Raw genomic sequence first — 16,992 nt, 5'->3', positions numbered from 1 at the left:
AAATCTATATGATGAAGCTAAGATTAAAATTAGGCGTTGTTTTTACGCTGACCACTGGATTGTTGTATGGACAGAGTCGTGTAAGATTAGAAACGCCGCAGCAGGAGCAGATTATAAGTCGACATATCTATGGACATTTTGCCGAGCACTTGGGACGCTGTATTTATGATGGATTTTATGTCGGGGAGAAAAATGACTCAATTCCCCACGCCGATGGCGTCCGGAAAGATGTTATCGAAGCCCTTAAAAATTTGAACATTCCCAATTTACGTTGGCCGGGTGGATGTTTTGCCGATACCTATCATTGGAAGGATGGAGTTGGGCCCAAAGCGCAGCGTCCCGCTATCGTAAACAACTGGTGGGGTGGCGTGACAGAGGATAATTCTTTTGGCACACACGATTTTCTCAACATGTGTGAATTGCTTGGAGCGGAACCTTATCTGGCGGGTAATGTGGGTAGCGGTGAGGTACAGGAGCTTGCCGACTGGGTACAGTATGTGAATTTTAAAGGAGAAAGCCCCATGTCGGATTGGCGACGAAAAAATGGTCGGCAGGAACCTTGGAAGGTAAAATTCTGGGGCGTAGGAAATGAAGCCTGGGGCTGTGGTGGAAATATGACCGCCGATTACTATACCGACATTTATCGCAAATACGCCACTTTTATGTCGGATTGGACCAATGGAAGTGGTTTGTATCGGATAGCATCAGGAGCTAATAGTGCAGATTACAATTGGACGGAGACACTCATGAAGAAAATTCCGAGTGGTTTGATGAAAGGTATGGGACTTCATCACTATGCAGTGATCAACTGGGATAATAAGGGCTCTGCGACCCAATATTCGGAAGAGGAATATTTTAGAACCATGAAATCAGCTTGGTTTATGAATGAGCTGGTGGGGAAGAATATCGCCATTATGGACAAATACGATCCGAAAGGACTTGTGGATCTGATTGTAGACGAATGGGGGGGCTGGTATGCTGTAGAGCCCGGTACGAACCCTGGTTTTCTCTACCAACAAAATACCATGCGTGATGCCATGATTGCAGGAATGACGCTCAATATCTTTAACAATCATGCTCGTCGGGTGAAGATGGCCAATCTAGCGCAGGCTGTGAATGTATTGCAGGCGGTTATTCTAACAGAAGGAAAGAATATGATTTTGACGCCGACTTATCATGTGATGGAAATGTATAAGGTACATCAGGATGCTAAGTTAATTCCTATTTCCCTTCAATCAACGGATTTTGAATTTAACCAGGAAAAAATTCCGGCCGTTTCGGTTTCAGCGTCACAAGACAAGCAGGGCCGTACTCATATCTCCTTGGTAAATATTGATCCGAAAAAGAATAATAAGGTAAAGGTGGATCTCGGTTTGTTGAAAGCTGGAAAAGTAACGGGCCGAATTCTTACCGCGGAGAATCTACGCGATTATAATTCCTTCAAGAAGCCCACAACAATTAAACCTGTTGTGTACAATAAAGCAAAGGTAGTGAATGGTACCATTGAAGTGGATATTCCGGCATTTTCAGTTATTGTATTGGAATTAATATAACCGCCAATTTTGATAGGGTTGTCATGTCGTGCTACCTTATTTATGCTGTTAGAGTTGGTGTAAAAACCTGAAATAATAAATTATTGATGAACAAATACATATAGGGATGAAAAGAGTAGTATCAATACTGTTACTGTTAGCGAGCTTGAGCTCTTCAGCAATGGCACAGTCACCGATAACATTAAATATAGCGTTGGATAAACCTACGGGCAAAATGTCACCACATATGTGGGGTGTCTTTTTTGAAGATATCAATCTTGGTGCCGACGGGGGAATCTATGCTGAATTGGTAAAGAATAGATCATTTGAGTTTGATCAGCCTTGGATGGGCTGGAAAAAGCTCGAAAATGGCCCTGAGGGAACCTACCTACTGCTAAACGATAGCAAACGTAAAGGGAACAAACGTTATTTAAGGATAAACAATGCGGCTAATTTGAAATTAGGGCTACAAAATGAAGGCTTTAGAGGAATGGGGGTGAAAGCGGGGGCAGCATATGAGTTCTCTGTACAATACCAAAGTGCAGCGAAGGGGATTAAAATCCATGTTGAGCTGCTCGATCAACAAAATAAAGTTATTGGCGCAGCTGAACTTCCACTTGAACCCGTCGGATCATGGTCTGAAGCTGCAGTCAAATTTCCTGTTAACCAAACGACAGATAAAGCCAAGTTAAATGTTTGGTTTACAGGGGCGGGTACGTTAGACGTAGATATGCTTTCATTATTTCCAATAGACACCTGGAAAGGAAGACCGAAGGGTTTACGTAAAGATATGGTTCAGATGCTTGCCGATATGAAACCCGGCTTTATCCGCTTTCCTGGAGGCTGTATTGTTGAAGGGAAAGATTTGGCCAATCGCTTTCAATGGAAAAAAACTGTTGGACCAATAACAGAAAGGGAATTGATTATCAACCGGTGGAATACCGAGTTCAGCCATCGGCTGACACCTGATTATTTTCAGACCTTTGGTTTAGGATTTTATGAATACTTTTTACTGGCAGAAGATATTGGAGCATCTCCAGTTCCCATCCTCAATTGCGGTATGGCCTGCCAATTTAATACCGGAGAACTTGTACCATTAGACGAACTTGCTACCTATGTGCAAGACGCTTTAGATCTGATTGAATTTGCCAATGGCGCAACAGATACAAAATGGGGGAAATTACGGGCGGATATGGGGCACCCTGAGCCTTTCCACCTCAAAATGCTGGGAGTTGGAAATGAAAATTGGGGCCCGCAATATATCGAACGGTTGACCGTCTTCAAGAAAGCATTAAACGAAAAGCATCCAGAGATCAAAATTATTGCCAGTTCGGGCACTGATCCCGAAGGAGATCGTTTTGACTTCTTAAATGATCAGCTGCGGGCGATGAATATCAATATCATTGATGAACACTATTACCGCCCACCATCCTGGTTTCTGTCTAGCGCCAATCGCTATGATAATTACGCTAGAAATGGGGTGAAAATTTTCGCAGGAGAATACGCTTCGCATACGACGCGACCAAACGGTCCAGGGAAAAGTACCTGGGAGGCGGCCCTCTCGGAAGCCGCTTTCATGACGGGCCTCGAACGAAATGGCGACGTTGTGGAGATGGCATCTTATGCGCCATTATTCGGCCATGTCGATGGATGGCAGTGGTCACCGGACTTAATTTGGGTGGATAACTTGCAGGTATATGGAACACCGAGCTACCAAGTACAAAAATTATATGCTACCAATAAAGGAACAAGCATTGTTCCGATCAAACGGGATGGTGAATTCGTAGCTGGCAAAGATAGCCTCTATGCTTCTGCAGTATTTGATGCAGCTGCGCAACAGCTTATCGTGAAAGTCGTCAATTACAACAGTAAGCCGATGAAAGTGAACCTCGACATAGATTCGAAGAAAAAGCCTGCTGCGACAGCAGAGAAAATCACGTTGGCCAACGCCAACCTAAACCTGAGTAACAGTATCGAGGAACCATTGAACATCCGTCCAAAACAAAATACGGTAACTTATAAGGGAAAGACGATTGTTGAAACATTTGAACCCTATTCCTTTACCTTGATTAAAATGTCCGTTAAATAAGATGAATATCCGTAGACTCTTTTTTACTACCCTGATTCTATTTGTACATAACGTGTTTGCACAGGTAAAGGAATCGGATCTGGCGGCTTACCTGATGGTTTACTTTAAGGATGAAAGCCATGGTCTGTATGTTGCTGTCAGTCAGGATGGCTATTCTTTCACCGATATCAATAAAGGAAAACCGATCATTGCTGGCGATAGCATTGCACAGCAGAAAGGTATTCGGGATCCCTATATCATGCGCGGAAAAGATGGTTATTTTTATATGGTCATGACGGATTTACATATCTACGCACAAAAGCAGGGTTATAGAAGTACGGAATGGGAGCGTGACGGAGTCGCATTTGGATGGGGTAACAACCGGGGTATTGTCTTAATGAAATCGACTGATTTAATTCACTGGAAGCATACGGAGCTCTACTTGGAGAAAGCCTTTCAAGGTTGGGAAAATGTAGGCTCCTTCTGGGCTCCCGAACTCATCTATGATGATCGTACTGGGAAGATGATGATCTATTTTACGATGCGGTTTGGCAATGGACTGAATCAGCTCTATTACGCCTATTTAAATAAGGAGTTTACAGCATTTGAATCAGAACCACAGCTTTTGTTTCAATACCCCAAAGCAAATAAAAATTACATCGATGGCGATATTACGAAAGTGGGCAATAAATACCATCTTTTTTATGTCGCCCATGATGGTATTCCGGGCATTAAGCAAGCTGTTTCAGATTATCCAAATGGCCCTTATCAGTACGATGATCGCTTCTATGATCCTGAACCAGAAGCCTGCGAAGCGCCGAATGTGTGGAAAAGAATAGGAGAAGATAAATGGGTTTTGATGTATGATATCTATGGGATATCGCCCCATAATTTTGGCTTCAGTGAAACAACAGATTTTAAAAATTTTGTTGATCTGGGACACTTTAATGCAGGTAAAATGAAATCCACTAATTTCACTTCGCCTAAACATGGCGCTGTCATCCCAATAACAAAACAAGAGTTGGTGCGATTAGCGAAGCATTGGCAGTTTGATTTGTCTTTGCCAAAAAAATAGAAGCTTTTAGAACAGATCTTCGTAACTTATTGCCTTTATATGGCAATAAGTTACTTAACCAAATAAATTGCTGGTGAATTTAAGCTTAATACCGAGTTGAAAATTATTGATTGTTTTGAATATTTCTTTAATTGTCGCCTTTTCAATATTTGTCAAACTATCTATAGGTACGTAATTGTTGGGTGCCAGTTTAGCGATACGGATCTGGTTAGCCTGATTTTTTAGGCGGATCGACATCAGGTAATAATAAGATTGATTTAATTCCTCGTACTGTTCTTGTGTGAAGATGCCCAACTCAAGAAGCTGTTTTAGCCTACCACCTGTATTTTCTTCATAAATTCTGTTTTTCAGCGCGTAAACCCGGACTAAATCAACAATGGGCGTCATCGCTTTCTTGATATTGAAGACTTCAGAAGAACCTATTGTTTGCGTTTTTATCGCTTTGAAAAATGTGAGCGGCGGTTCATATTGCAACGCATTCTTTGCAATGAACGTAAAAAAACGCTCGTTGGGTTTTTGTAGCTCAATATTGAGAAATTCTTTGAGTTGATCAATAATACCCTGGTCACCATATAATCGCCTACAGTCAAAGAAGGTCGAAAATTTAATCGCATTCTCGGGGATACTTTCTTCAATCCATTTTTTGTAATTTTTCTTCCAATGTGACAGCGAATGTGTCCATTCGGGATTACTGGCCATATACCCACCGGTACAGTAGCTAAAACCAATTGTATTGAGATGATCCGATACGCGACTGGCAAAATTGAGGAAATACGCGCGTACAAGCTCACGTTGTTCGTTTGCTTTATCTTCGTAAATAATTGCATTATCCTGGTCGGTCATTAGCGTCTGTTCTTTCCTTCCTTCGCTACCCGTTACCATAAACACAAATTTTGCAGGCGGTTCGCCCATTTCCCCGATCACTTTTTCAATTACTTTAAGTGCAATACTGTCGGCAACGGTGGTAATAACTTGGTTCGCAATCTCTGCATTTACACCTCTACCGAGCAATTGGTGAATAATCTCGGGAACATTATTCCATTTTTCACGCAATTCATCCAATGTTTCTGCGAGTTTAACCGATTGAATAAATACGAGAGGAGACTGCCCTTGTTCACTCAATAACCGATTTCGGCTAAGGAAGCCGATATAATGGCCTGCCTTCTCAACAAGGAGATATCTTGATTTCGTACGGAACATCATCAGTACAGCTTCGTAAAGATAGGCCTGATCCGAAATACTGACAATAGGGTTATCCATTACCTGAGCAATAGATTGTGTTGCCGGAATCTGCTGGGCCACGACATTGTCTCTTAAGGTAATATCTGTCGCATAGCCAAGAATATGCTCCCCTTTTTTGATAAATATGCAGCTTACCTTGTGTTTCGCCATGGTTTGTGCAGCCTCAAAGATTGGTGTATCCGGTGTACAGGAAACGATATCTTTGTAGGTGATGTGTTCAATTTTACGCGAATAAAGTTGGTCTGCAGCAAAATAGCTTTCCTCGAAGGAGGCTGGCGACTTAACAAAATGAGAAAACTCCTCATCTAACATTCTTTTTCCAAAGGAGTTGGTGAAAAAATGGAAAAACTCTTCATTCGCATTACAGAGCTCAATAAAGTCTTTTCGGGGTAAACGATAAATGATCGTACCTTTTTTGGCAATGACGGACTTGAGTGCTTTCGTTCGGTTTAATAAGACCGATATTCCACCAAAACAATACGGTTTATGGTGTATCTCGACCAATCGTTTATTATCGGAAACATCTAGAAAGAATGTTTCATATTCACCTTCGAGGATTAAATCAACACCATCCATATCGGTAATGTTCTGCCGATAAACTAAGGTGTCTTTAGAAAAACGATGTTCATTGAATCTGTCGACAATACTCAATTGTAGGGTTTCGGGCAGAATTTGAAATGGCTGCGTAGATTTCAGCAGGGGTAGGATCGCGTCGGAGTTTTTCATGGAAGTCACATTAACAGATGTTCTCGAATTCAGCTTGCTGATTTTGTATGTCCTGCTCGGATAATTCATCTCTTCGAATCATTTCAAAATAGCATTTAGCAGTTATTTCAGCATCTTTTTCAGCATTGTGCATTTCTGTGGCTGGACTCGAAAATAGTGTATCATGCAGCGATGAAAGCGGAAGATGCACCATATTCGGATTCCGAACGTATTTTTTGCTATGCAACAAGGTGCAGAAATAAGCTAAGTTATGAAATGGAATAGCCAAGTTGGATCGATAGAATTCGGCCGCTAATACCTGCAGGTCGAATGAAAGAAAATGCCCGATAAGCTGGGGCTTATATTTTTTGATGTCATGACTGAATTTCCGTAATACTTCTTTTTTCTTCTCACCATATTTCATTAGAAAAGGCGGTGTCAATCCATGAATCTGTTCTGATGCAGGACTGATTGGTATTAACGGCTCATAAATATATTTATTGGTTCGTTTAACTTCATGTTGCTCTTCGTCATAAATGATCCAAGCCAGTTGCAAGATGTGGGGCCAATTATCACCGTCCATGTAACTCTTGTTCCACTTTTTCGGTAAACCAGATGTTTCCGTATCTAAGAATAGCAAATATTTTTTCAATGCATTGTCGGTAATTAATAATTAAAAGTAATCAAAATTTGTTGCAGGATAGCGGGCTATATCGAAATAATTTAGCTATAGCGTAACTATTTTGTCGTTACAACATAACAGTACATAACAGTTCCTTTTCTGAAATCATTTACTTTAGATATCTAATACCTAAATACATAGATAATGAATGCTGTTTTCGGAGTAATCTTCCACTTTATAGGCGGTTTTGCGTCTGGAAGTTTTTATGTGCCCTATAAAAAGGTGAAAGGTTGGTCTTGGGAATCCATGTGGATTTTGGGCGGACTTTTTTCGTGGATCATTATACCTCCTATCGCAGCAATGCTCACGATACCCAATTTTATGGAGATTATTAAAGAGACCGATCTATCCATTTTGAGTTATACCTTTTTGTTTGGTATGCTTTGGGGGATAGGCGGTCTGACTTACGGTCTTGGTGTCCGTTACCTTGGCGTATCGTTGGGAAGTAGTATTATTTTGGGACTCAGCATGGTGTTTGGATCCTTGATGCCTAGTATTTATTATTTTTTCAATCGGGCCGAGGGTAAACACGGTATCGATTATTTCTTTACGACACAGCCGGGTGTTTGTATTCTCATTGGACTGTTGGTCTGCTTGGTCGGAGTCTATCTATGTGGCAAGGCTGGTATGTCCAAAGAAAAGCATCTTTCAACATTATCAGCAGAAAGTAAATCTGATTACAACTTCGGCTTAGGTATCGTCGTGGCGATCGTTTCAGGTATACTAAGTGCCTGTTTCAATTTTGGTATAGAGTCTGGGAAACCCATGGCGGATGTAAGCAATGCGGTATGGAAGGCCGCTAACCCCAATCAAGGAGAGTTTCTCTATCAAAATAATGTAACCTATATCGTAATTCTGTGGGGCGGCTTTATGACAAATTTTATTTGGTGTCTTTATCTGCTCGTCAAGAATAAGTCTTTTAAAGATTATACGAAACCAGCAGTGCCGAAGTTGCGGAATTTTCTTTTATGTGCTTCAGCAGGGACAACCTGGTATCTCCAATTTTTCTTTTACGGTATGGGGGAAAGCCGACTGGGCAATGGCGCAAGTTCCTGGATATTACATATGGCTTTCATCATTCTTATTTCAAATGCCTGGGGCGTTGTATTAAAAGAATGGCGAGGGGTGGACCGTGTAACCTATCGTTCCATTATTGCTGGAATTATCACAATTATCATTTCCATTTGCATAGTAGGCTTTGCAAGGACATTAGAAAATTAATACTTAAACAATATAGAAGAGGTGAAAATGTATAAACATGTCAATTACTTATGGGACGATGAGAAAGCACGTACACTAGACGGTGATGAAGTGGCTTTATTATTATATCGTTCGAATATTTTAGGCGCGGATCTAAGAATCACAAATTATGGTGGTGGCAATACCTCCTGCAAAGTTTTTGAAAAAGATCCATTGACCGGAGAGGATGTGGAAGTGATGTGGATAAAGGGCTCAGGAGGAGATATTGGGACGCTTAAGAAATCGGGGTTGGCAGCACTGTATCTTCAACGGCTGCGCAGTTTAGCGCATGTTTATCAAGGCTTGGAGCATGAAGATGAGATGGTTGAACTATTTAACCACTGTATTTACGATCTGGATTCTAAAGCACCATCTATTGATACACCATTACATGGGTTTTTACCATTTAAACATATTGATCATTTACATCCCGATGCTGCTATTGCTATTGCCGCTGCAAAAGATGGGAAGAAGATTACACAAGAATTGTTTAATGGGGCGATCGGCTGGGTAGATTGGCAGCGACCGGGATTTGATCTTGGCCTTAAGTTAAGAGCCTGTTTAGCAGAAAACCCGGGTATTCGGGGTATTATGTTGGGATCACATGGCTTGTTTACATGGGGAGACACCGCACATGAATGTTATGTGAATTCATTGGATGTAATCGAAGCTTGCGCGGAATATCTTGAGCAAAACTATGGTAAAAAAGCACCTGTATTCGGTGGTCAGCAAGTAACTAGCCTGAGCAAGGAAGAAAGAACTGCACAAGCAGCTAAACTTGCGCCGGTTTTAAGAGGTTTCTGTTCTAGTGAGCGTCACATGATCGGACACTTTACAGATGATGAACGTGTATTGGAATTTATAAATTCAAACGATTTACAACGCTTAGCTCCGCTTGGTACCAGCTGCCCGGACCACTTCTTAAGAACTAAAATCCAACCGTTAGTACTAAATTTGGATAAATCAGAAGATTTGGATAATGTTGAAGAGCTAAAAGCGAAATTGGCGCCATTGTTCGAAGCATACCGTGAAATGTATGCACAATATTATGAAAATTGCAAGCATGAAAACAGTCCAGCTGTACGCGATAAAAACCCGGTGATTGTTTTATATCCAGGTGTTGGTATGTTTGCGTTTGCGAAAGACAAACAAACTGCACGTGTAGCGGCAGAATTCTACACCAATGCGATTAACGTAATGAAAGGAGCGGAAGCTGTAAGTGAATATACGGCCTTGCCTCGTCAGGAAGCTTTCGATATCGAATATTGGTTACTTGAGGAGGCTAAATTGCAGCGTATGCCGAAACCAAAAGCACTTTCCGGAAAGATTGCTTTGGTGACAGGAAGTGGTGGTGGAATCGGAAAAGCCATTGCCAAGAAAATGGCACAGGAAGGGGCAGTGGTTGTGCTTAACGATATTAACGCTGAACGTTTGGCGGAATGCGAACAAGAATTCGTGGCACAATTTGGCCAAGATGCAGTGATCTCCGTCCTACTGGATGTGACCGAGGAAGTACAGATCCAAGAAGCCTTGTATAAAACTGTTTTAGCATTTGGCGGGATAGATATCATAGTGAATAATGCCGGATTGTCGATTTCTAAATCTATCGAGGACCATACCCAAAAAGATTGGGACCTATTGTATGATGTATTGGTTAAAGGACAATTTTTGGTCACCCAAGCGATCACGCCAATTTTAAAGGGGCAGAACATCGGTGGTGATATCTTGAATATAGTCAGCAAAAATGCGCTTGTCAGTGGTCCGAATAATGTCGGTTATGGAAGCGCGAAAGGTGCACAATTGCACTTAAGTAGATTATGCGCCGCGGAGCTTGGACCATTCAAAATTCGTGTCAATGTTGTTAACCCCGATGCAGTGATTTCCGATAGCAATATTTGGGCTGGCGGATGGGCAGAGGGACGCGCAAAGGCATATGGTATTCAGATCGAGGAACTGCCTACATTTTATGCTAATCGGACCTTGTTGAATGAAGTGATTCTACCGGAGGATATTGCAAATGCCTGTTTTTGTTTTGTGGGTGGTTTGCTCTCGAAATCTACAGGTAATACACTCAATGTAGACGGTGGCGTAGCAATGGCATTTGTGCGCTAATTTCGCTATCTTCGGTATTGTGTTTTCAATAGATCGAGAAACCACAATACCCTATTTTAATAAACCGAAAACAGTACTATTATGATTTTAGACAAGTGTGCTATCGCGGCACATAATGACCAGTTGCAGGCGAGGCATCAGCGAGCCTTTGATTTTGTTTCTCACGAGATTGTACAAACAGAAGAGATTGTAGAAAAACTACAGCAATTCCAGATTGCTATCCCTAGTTGGGCATTGGGTACAGGTGGAACGCGCTTTGGCCGTTTCTCTGGTGCCGGTGAACCGGCAACACTGGAGCAGAAAATTGCAGATGTAGGCTTGCTGCATGCATTGAATGGATCGAGTGATGCTATTTCATTGCATATTCCCTGGGATATTCCTAAAGATGCTGAAGCATTGAAGCAGTATGCAGCAACCTTTGGAATTCACTTTGATGCGATGAATTCAAATACATTTCAAGATCAGGTCGGGCAGGAGCACAGCTATAAATTTGGGTCTTTGCATCACGTTGATCCACGCGTCCGTCAACAGGCGATAGACCATAATATAGAAGTAATCGACTTTGGAAAACAGTTGGGGTCAACGTGCTTGTCGGTATGGCTGGCTGACGGTTCATCATTCCCTGGGCAGCTTAATTTTAGACAGGCCTTTGAAAATACCCTTGCCAGCCTACAGGAAATCTATGCGCATCTACCCGTAGACTGGAGCCTGTTTATAGAGTATAAGGCATTTGAACCTTATTTCTATTCGACGACCATTGGCGATTGGGGACAGTCTTTACTTTTAGCAAATAAGCTGGGACCACAGGCTTTTACCTTGGTGGATTTAGGGCATCATCTACCGAATACAAACATCGAGCAAATCGTATCGCTGCTGTTGATGGAAGGGAAATTGGGCGGCTTTCATTTCAATGATAGCAAATATGGAGACGACGATCTGACGGCCGGTTGTATGAAACCTTATCAATTGTTTTTGATATTCAGTGAATTGATCGATGGGATGGATGCGCGGGGAATGGCTCATGAATCGGCTTTAGGCTGGATGATCGATGCTTCACATAATCTGAAAGACCCATTAGTTGATTTATTACAATCGGTAGAAGCAATTAAAATAGCCTATGCGCAGGCCTTGCTTATCGATCGGAAATCGCTTCGCGATGCGCAAGCTCAAAACGATGTGGTAGCTGCCCAGGAGATTTTGCAACAGGCATTTCGAACCGATGTAAGACCATTGCTTGCTGAGGCGAGACGACGCATCGGTGCGGCATTGGATCCAATAGGGCTCTTTAGAGAACAGGCGTTACGAGATAGATTGGTGGGGGAAAGAGGAAAAAATAGCGTCGCTACAGGCCTCTAAAAGATACACGACATGGAAAACAAAAGTATACCTGTCGTAGCCGTATTTGATGTTGGAAAAACGAATAAAAAACTTCTTTTATTTGATAAAAACTATAGCGTGCTATGGGAACGATCTGCTCGATTTTTAGAAACTGTCGATGAAGATGGGGATCCTTGTGAAAATCTTGAAAGCCTTCGTCTGTCGATTTTTGATGCCTTGCATGAAGTACTCCGGCGGGACGAATTTGATATTCAGGCAATCAATTTTGCAGCCTATGGGGCTAGCTTGGTTTACATTGATGCACAGGGTAAACCTTTGACTCCCTTATACAACTATCTCAAGGATTTTCCTGCGGATATACAGCAACAGTTATATGATGCGTATGGAGGTGTTGTCGCATTTTCATTGGCAACGGCATCACCATCATTGGGTAGTCTGAATTCGGGCTTACAGCTCTTGCGTCTGAAGCGTGAAAAACCTGATTTATTTGGGCAACTTGCCTATGCGGTACACTTACCTCAATATTTAAGCTTTTTGGTTTCAGGCAAGCTGTGTACAGATTTGACTAGCATCGGCTGCCATACTGCACTTTGGGACTTCAAACAACACCATTATCATCAATGGGTAGAAGACGAGGGCCTCGTTGGAGCTTTCCCGCCAATTGTTTCGGGAGATGCAGCCTTTAAAAGTACGTTTCTAGGTAAGTCATATTGGGTTGGAACGGGTTTACATGATAGTTCCGCGGCACTTATTCCTTATCTAATGAGTAATAAAGAACCCTTTGTTTTAATTTCTACAGGCACTTGGTGCATTTCATTAAACCCATTTGCGTCGATCGATTTGACAATAGAGGAGCTGCAGCAGGATTGTTTGTTCTATCTTTCCTATCGCGGTACTCCCGTAAAAGCCTCCCGTTTATTTGCAGGGTATGAACATGAAATTCAATCAAAGCGTATTGCCGATTTCTTTGCGGTGACCACGGCCAAATTTAGAACGCTTGAAATCGACTGGGACATTATCGCGGCTTTGACAGCGCTTGATCTTCCGAACGCGATAGATTTGAAATCTTTTGAAGCCATTGACCTGCATCGTTATCCAGATTATCAAACCGCTTACCACAGCTTAGTCTGGTGTCTTGTCAAGGCACAGGTAGCCGCCACCCAACTTGTTCTTTGCTGTACACAGACTGCACGGATATTTGTCGATGGTGGATTTAGTCGAAATCAGATTTATATGAGTTTGATTGCACGTGAATTTCCAGCTATGGAGGTGTTTGCTGCAGCGATGCCGCAAGCAACAGCTTTGGGTGCCGCACTGTTGATGCATCAGCATTGGAACACAGCAGAGATCCCACAAAACTTGGTGGAATTAAAATTATTTAGGCCACATACTGTTTCGTAAATGATTTTAGAACAGGATAGTACGGTACAGCTGTTCAGTTTGTTTTCTATTACTTCGATATAGAATTATAAACAAATTAAACCAAATTAAATTAAACCTCTAATCAGAATGGAAAGTAAATTAAAACATTACTCATTAATTCTTTGCGTGGCAATGATGATGGGAATGCCGTTTGCGTTAGTTGCTCAGGTGACCAAGACTATACAGGGTCATGTGGTGGGTAGCAAGAGCGGGCGACCTATCGCTGGAGCTTCGATTAAAGAAGTCGGTGGTAAAAATGCTAGTTCAACAAATGAAAATGGTGATTTTACCCTTTCTGTCGCGAGCAACAAAGTTGTTCTTTCAATCCAATATGTAGGGTACATTGCAAAAAATATGGAAGGGACTGTGGGGATCCCACTTCGTGTTGAACTGCAGGAGGACAACACTGTGCTGGATGAAGTTGTTGTCGTTGCTTATGGTGCGACGAAAAAAAAGGATCTGACGGGATCCGTATCCACAATCGACAATAAAGCATTGAATATGCAGTCAAATTCGACGGTCAGTAGGGCCTTGGAAGGGGCTGCACCCGGTATTCAGGTGTCGGCAGTGGATGGACAGCCCGGTATCGACATGGGAATTCGTGTGCGTGGTATAGGATCGGCGAGTCAGAATACCTCAAACGCTCTGGTCGTCATTGATGGTGTTCCCGCACAAAATGATAATCCGCTCGCTACCTTAAATCCAAAAGATATCCAGAGTGTTTCTATCTTGAAGGACGCGGCATCGACGGCCCTATACGGCGCTAGAGGTGCCAATGGTGTCGTCTTGGTGACAACAAAAAAAGGCGTGTCGGGGCAACCCCGCATTTCATTCGAAGGAAAGCTCGGTGTCAATCAGGTGGGACCGTATCAATTCGATAAAATTTCCAATCCGAAGGATATTTATGAATTCGCCTGGCTCTCTGTGTACAACTCTGTACGCTATGGAGTGGATGGTACCGGTATTTCAAAAAGATATACAACAAATGTGCAGAATCCGAATATGTCGCACGAACAGGCTGCTGAATTTGCCAGTTCGCACCTATTTGACTACATCGGGTCTACGACTAAATTTCAACGAAACAGCTTAGGTAACTGGATGTTGTATGATGTGCCGGGAGCGGTCTATACACCCTCAGGCACAGGAGCTGATGCGAGTTCAACCATGAGTGGCGCATACCTCGTCAATACAGATGGTAAATTGAATCCTGGAGCTCGCCTGTTATATAGCGACAGATATGATGATTATCTACTGGAGAATAGATTACGACAAGATTATGATTTATCGGCATCCGGTGGTAATGATAAAGTAAATTATTTCCTCTCGGGAGGTTATCTTGAAGATCCATCTTATATTCGCGGATCTTCCTTCAAACGCTATAATGGACGTGCCAATTTTGATGCGCAATTGAATGCCTGGCTAAAATTGGGCGCTAATATCGGCTACTCCAATCGGACCACACAATCGCCGGCAACACGCTTCGGCCGTAACCCCGGTAGTTCTACAGCCAATGTGTTCCGGTTTATCAATGGACAGAATCCGCTGGTGCAGCTCTATGCACGCGATAAAAATGGCGCCCTGATTGATGACAATGGGAAAAATAAAGTCCATGTACTTGCCGGAGATACCTACTCTCCACTGGGGTTAACATCGGCTGCACTATCTTCTACCAATGTTTTGACGGTGCTGGACAATGATTTGGATCAACGTGTATCGGATGATTGGACAACAAGGGTGTATGGGCAGGCCAAATTCCTGAAAGACTTTACGTTTACAGCAAATGTCTCGATGGATAAGTTTAATGAGATGCGTACACGTTACTGGAACAGCGAATCGGGACAGGCAGCAGGCATTGGAGCCTTTGGTAAGACCGCATCCAATACAACGATTCTGAACCTACAACAATTACTGAATTATGCGAAAACAATAGGTTTACACAATATAGAGGCGCTCTTGGGGCATGAATATGATTCATTCAAGAACGAGCAGCTCAACTACCGATCATCTTATGCATTGATTGATGATTTTGCATCTTATATCAACTTTGTCGGACGTTATGACGGTGGAACGTTCCCAAATCCGGGGGGCGGTGAGGATAAACGTACCATGGAAAGTTATTTTTCCCGGGTCAATTACAACTACAACGATAGGTACTTTTTTCAAGGATCTGTCCGTCGGGATGGCTCGTCAAAGTTCAAGTTGAAAGATAAACGCTGGGGTACGTTCTGGTCCGTTGGTGGCGGTTGGCGTATCGACAGTGAGCAATTTATGGAAAGTAGCAAAGGCTGGCTCGACCTCCTAAAAATACGCGGCAGTTATGGTGTAATCGGTAATCAGAATGGAATATCCAACTATTCGGGATACCAAACATGGAGTTACGCCGCCACATATACACAGACGACAAATGGAACGGGTATACCTGCCAATATCACCTTAAATCAAAATGCATATGTCAATGACCAATTAACCTGGGAAAACATACACACATTAGATGGTGGTATTGATTTTAGCTTCTTTGGACGAGTACGTGGATCACTCGATTATTATAACCGCGTCACGGTAAATGCCATCTGGAATCAGCCTATTGCGATATCCAAGGGACAGTCTTCCATTGCGACGAACTCCGCAAAAATCGGAAATAAAGGTTTTGAAATCGACCTATCAGTAGACATCATCAAGAAACCTGATTTCAACTGGACAGTATCGACAAACGGAACACATTATACCACTAAGCTGAAAGCTGTACCAAATGGTGTCGGTTCAGATGCTTTGGGAGGAAATTGGACCGCAGGTACCGATGCTTGGGCTGCTGCAGGAACAAGTGCTGTAGCAAATATTACCTATTTACGTGGAGTCAACAAAGATTTCTTTAACCTCTATATGTTGAAATATGGCGGTGTGGACCAAAATACGGGTTTACCACTTTACTATCATCAGATTAGCAAAGCCGATGTTGACGCAGGTACTTATCCCGGATATAAAGAGGGCGAAAGTATAACAACCACAGACTATTCAAAAGCTAGCCGCTACGAAATGGGGAGCGCGTTACCTAAATGGATAGGCGGATTTAGTACTTCCTTACGTTACAAGAATTTTGATCTGTATTTGACATTGGCTTACCAATTGGGCGGAAAGTTTTTTAGTACGGAGTACGGAAATAATTTGTATGTAAGTGAAGATCCTGGAAAAGCGCTTTCATCGGAACTCATCGGTAATACCTGGACACCGAACAACACAGGTGCAAAATTCCCTATGGTGATGTATGGTAATACCTATGGCAATGGTGCAACTACAGGAAGCTGGCTCTACAGTGATTTGGGCTTATTCAGTGCTTCCTATCTCAATTTTAAAAATGTGACGATAGGTTATACTTTGCCAGAAAGTATCTTGTCAAAAATGAAAATCAAGCGGCTTCGGATATTCGCTTCTGGTGATAACCTTTTTATGAAAACAGCCCATTCGGGAATAGATCCACGTCAGTCTCTTGTTGGTGGATTTGAAGTGGCGGCATATTCTTATCCGACCATGAGAACATTCTCCGGTGGTGTAAGTTTGGAATTTTAATGTTTAAAAAATC

Annotated in this window: 10 protein-coding genes; 8 read left to right on the top strand and 2 right to left on the bottom strand. The window is 42.4% G+C overall.

The window, feature by feature from the left end:
• Nucleotides 1-8: 8 nt before the first annotated feature.
• The 3 genes from L1283_RS21200 to L1283_RS21190 all read left to right on the top strand — a co-directional run bounded on the left by L1283_RS21200 (nt 9) and on the right by L1283_RS21190 (nt 4,675).
• Nucleotides 9-1,553, top strand: coding sequence for an alpha-N-arabinofuranosidase (locus L1283_RS21200; RefSeq protein WP_286852076.1), 1,545 nt, complete (start codon nt 9-11; stop codon nt 1,551-1,553).
• A gap of 106 nt (nt 1,554-1,659) precedes the next feature.
• Nucleotides 1,660-3,621 carry an alpha-L-arabinofuranosidase C-terminal domain-containing protein gene (locus tag L1283_RS21195; RefSeq protein WP_429626432.1) on the top strand — a complete coding sequence of 654 codons (1,962 nt, stop codon included), beginning with the start codon at nt 1,660-1,662 and terminating at the stop codon, nt 3,619-3,621.
• A gap of 1 nt (nt 3,622) precedes the next feature.
• Complete coding sequence (locus L1283_RS21190) at nt 3,623-4,675, top strand: glycoside hydrolase family 43 protein (RefSeq protein ID WP_429626431.1); 1,053 nt, start codon at nt 3,623-3,625, stop codon at nt 4,673-4,675.
• Nucleotides 4,676-4,729: 54 nt separating this feature from the next.
• Here the strand turns inward: L1283_RS21190 and L1283_RS21185 are convergent, their stop codons facing one another.
• Both L1283_RS21185 and L1283_RS21180 read right to left on the bottom strand, forming a co-directional pair.
• A complete protein-coding gene (locus L1283_RS21185; protein ID WP_286852071.1) occupies nt 4,730-6,643 on the bottom strand; it encodes a DUF294 nucleotidyltransferase-like domain-containing protein in 1,914 nt (637 codons plus the stop codon).
• A 10-nt stretch (nt 6,644-6,653) separates the two neighbouring features.
• Entirely contained in the window at nt 6,654-7,274 is a 621-nt protein-coding gene (locus tag L1283_RS21180) for a 3'-5' exonuclease (protein WP_286852070.1), read from the bottom strand.
• Nucleotides 7,275-7,448: 174 nt separating this feature from the next.
• Between L1283_RS21180 and rhaT the strand changes: the two genes are divergently transcribed.
• The 5 genes from rhaT to L1283_RS21155 all read left to right on the top strand — a co-directional run bounded on the left by rhaT (nt 7,449) and on the right by L1283_RS21155 (nt 16,979).
• On the top strand, nt 7,449-8,525 hold the full coding sequence (gene rhaT / locus L1283_RS21175) for an L-rhamnose/proton symporter RhaT (RefSeq protein ID WP_286852069.1): 1,077 nt from the start codon (nt 7,449-7,451) through the stop codon (nt 8,523-8,525).
• A 27-nt stretch (nt 8,526-8,552) separates the two neighbouring features.
• Nucleotides 8,553-10,655: a bifunctional aldolase/short-chain dehydrogenase gene (locus L1283_RS21170; protein WP_286852067.1), complete on the top strand. Its 2,103-nt coding sequence runs from the start codon at nt 8,553-8,555 to the stop codon at nt 10,653-10,655.
• 81 nt (nt 10,656-10,736) lie between these two features.
• A complete protein-coding gene (locus L1283_RS21165; RefSeq protein ID WP_286852065.1) occupies nt 10,737-12,011 on the top strand; it encodes a TIM barrel protein in 1,275 nt (424 codons plus the stop codon).
• 12 nt (nt 12,012-12,023) lie between these two features.
• Complete coding sequence (locus L1283_RS21160; protein ID WP_286852063.1) at nt 12,024-13,394, top strand: FGGY-family carbohydrate kinase; 1,371 nt, start codon at nt 12,024-12,026, stop codon at nt 13,392-13,394.
• A gap of 108 nt (nt 13,395-13,502) precedes the next feature.
• A complete protein-coding gene (locus L1283_RS21155; RefSeq protein ID WP_286852061.1) occupies nt 13,503-16,979 on the top strand; it encodes a SusC/RagA family TonB-linked outer membrane protein in 3,477 nt (1,158 codons plus the stop codon).
• Nucleotides 16,980-16,992: the final 13 nt, after the last annotated feature.

This window comes from Sphingobacterium sp. HSC-15S19, assembly GCF_050433745.1.
In the GTDB taxonomy this organism is placed as follows: domain Bacteria; phylum Bacteroidota; class Bacteroidia; order Sphingobacteriales; family Sphingobacteriaceae; genus Sphingobacterium; species Sphingobacterium siyangense.
The sequence above is the reverse complement of the archived record's forward strand: the minus strand, read 5'-3'. Positions and strand labels throughout refer to the sequence as shown.

What these genes read in the sequence shown, in the direction of transcription:
- L1283_RS21170 (WP_286852067.1), top strand. Translation starts at nt 8,553, where the DNA reads ATGTATAAACATGTCAATTACTTATGGGACGATGAGAAAGCACGTACA.
- L1283_RS21190 (WP_429626431.1), top strand. Translation starts at nt 3,623, where the DNA reads ATGAATATCCGTAGACTCTTTTTTACTACCCTGATTCTATTTGTACAT.
- L1283_RS21200 (WP_286852076.1), top strand. Translation starts at nt 9, where the DNA reads ATGATGAAGCTAAGATTAAAATTAGGCGTTGTTTTTACGCTGACCACT.
- L1283_RS21185 (WP_286852071.1), bottom strand. Translation starts at nt 6,643, where the DNA reads ATGAAAAACTCCGACGCGATCCTACCCCTGCTGAAATCTACGCAGCCA.
- L1283_RS21165 (WP_286852065.1), top strand. Translation starts at nt 10,737, where the DNA reads ATGATTTTAGACAAGTGTGCTATCGCGGCACATAATGACCAGTTGCAG.
- L1283_RS21195 (WP_429626432.1), top strand. Translation starts at nt 1,660, where the DNA reads ATGAAAAGAGTAGTATCAATACTGTTACTGTTAGCGAGCTTGAGCTCT.
- rhaT (WP_286852069.1), top strand. Translation starts at nt 7,449, where the DNA reads ATGAATGCTGTTTTCGGAGTAATCTTCCACTTTATAGGCGGTTTTGCG.
- L1283_RS21155 (WP_286852061.1), top strand. Translation starts at nt 13,503, where the DNA reads ATGGAAAGTAAATTAAAACATTACTCATTAATTCTTTGCGTGGCAATG.
- L1283_RS21160 (WP_286852063.1), top strand. Translation starts at nt 12,024, where the DNA reads ATGGAAAACAAAAGTATACCTGTCGTAGCCGTATTTGATGTTGGAAAA.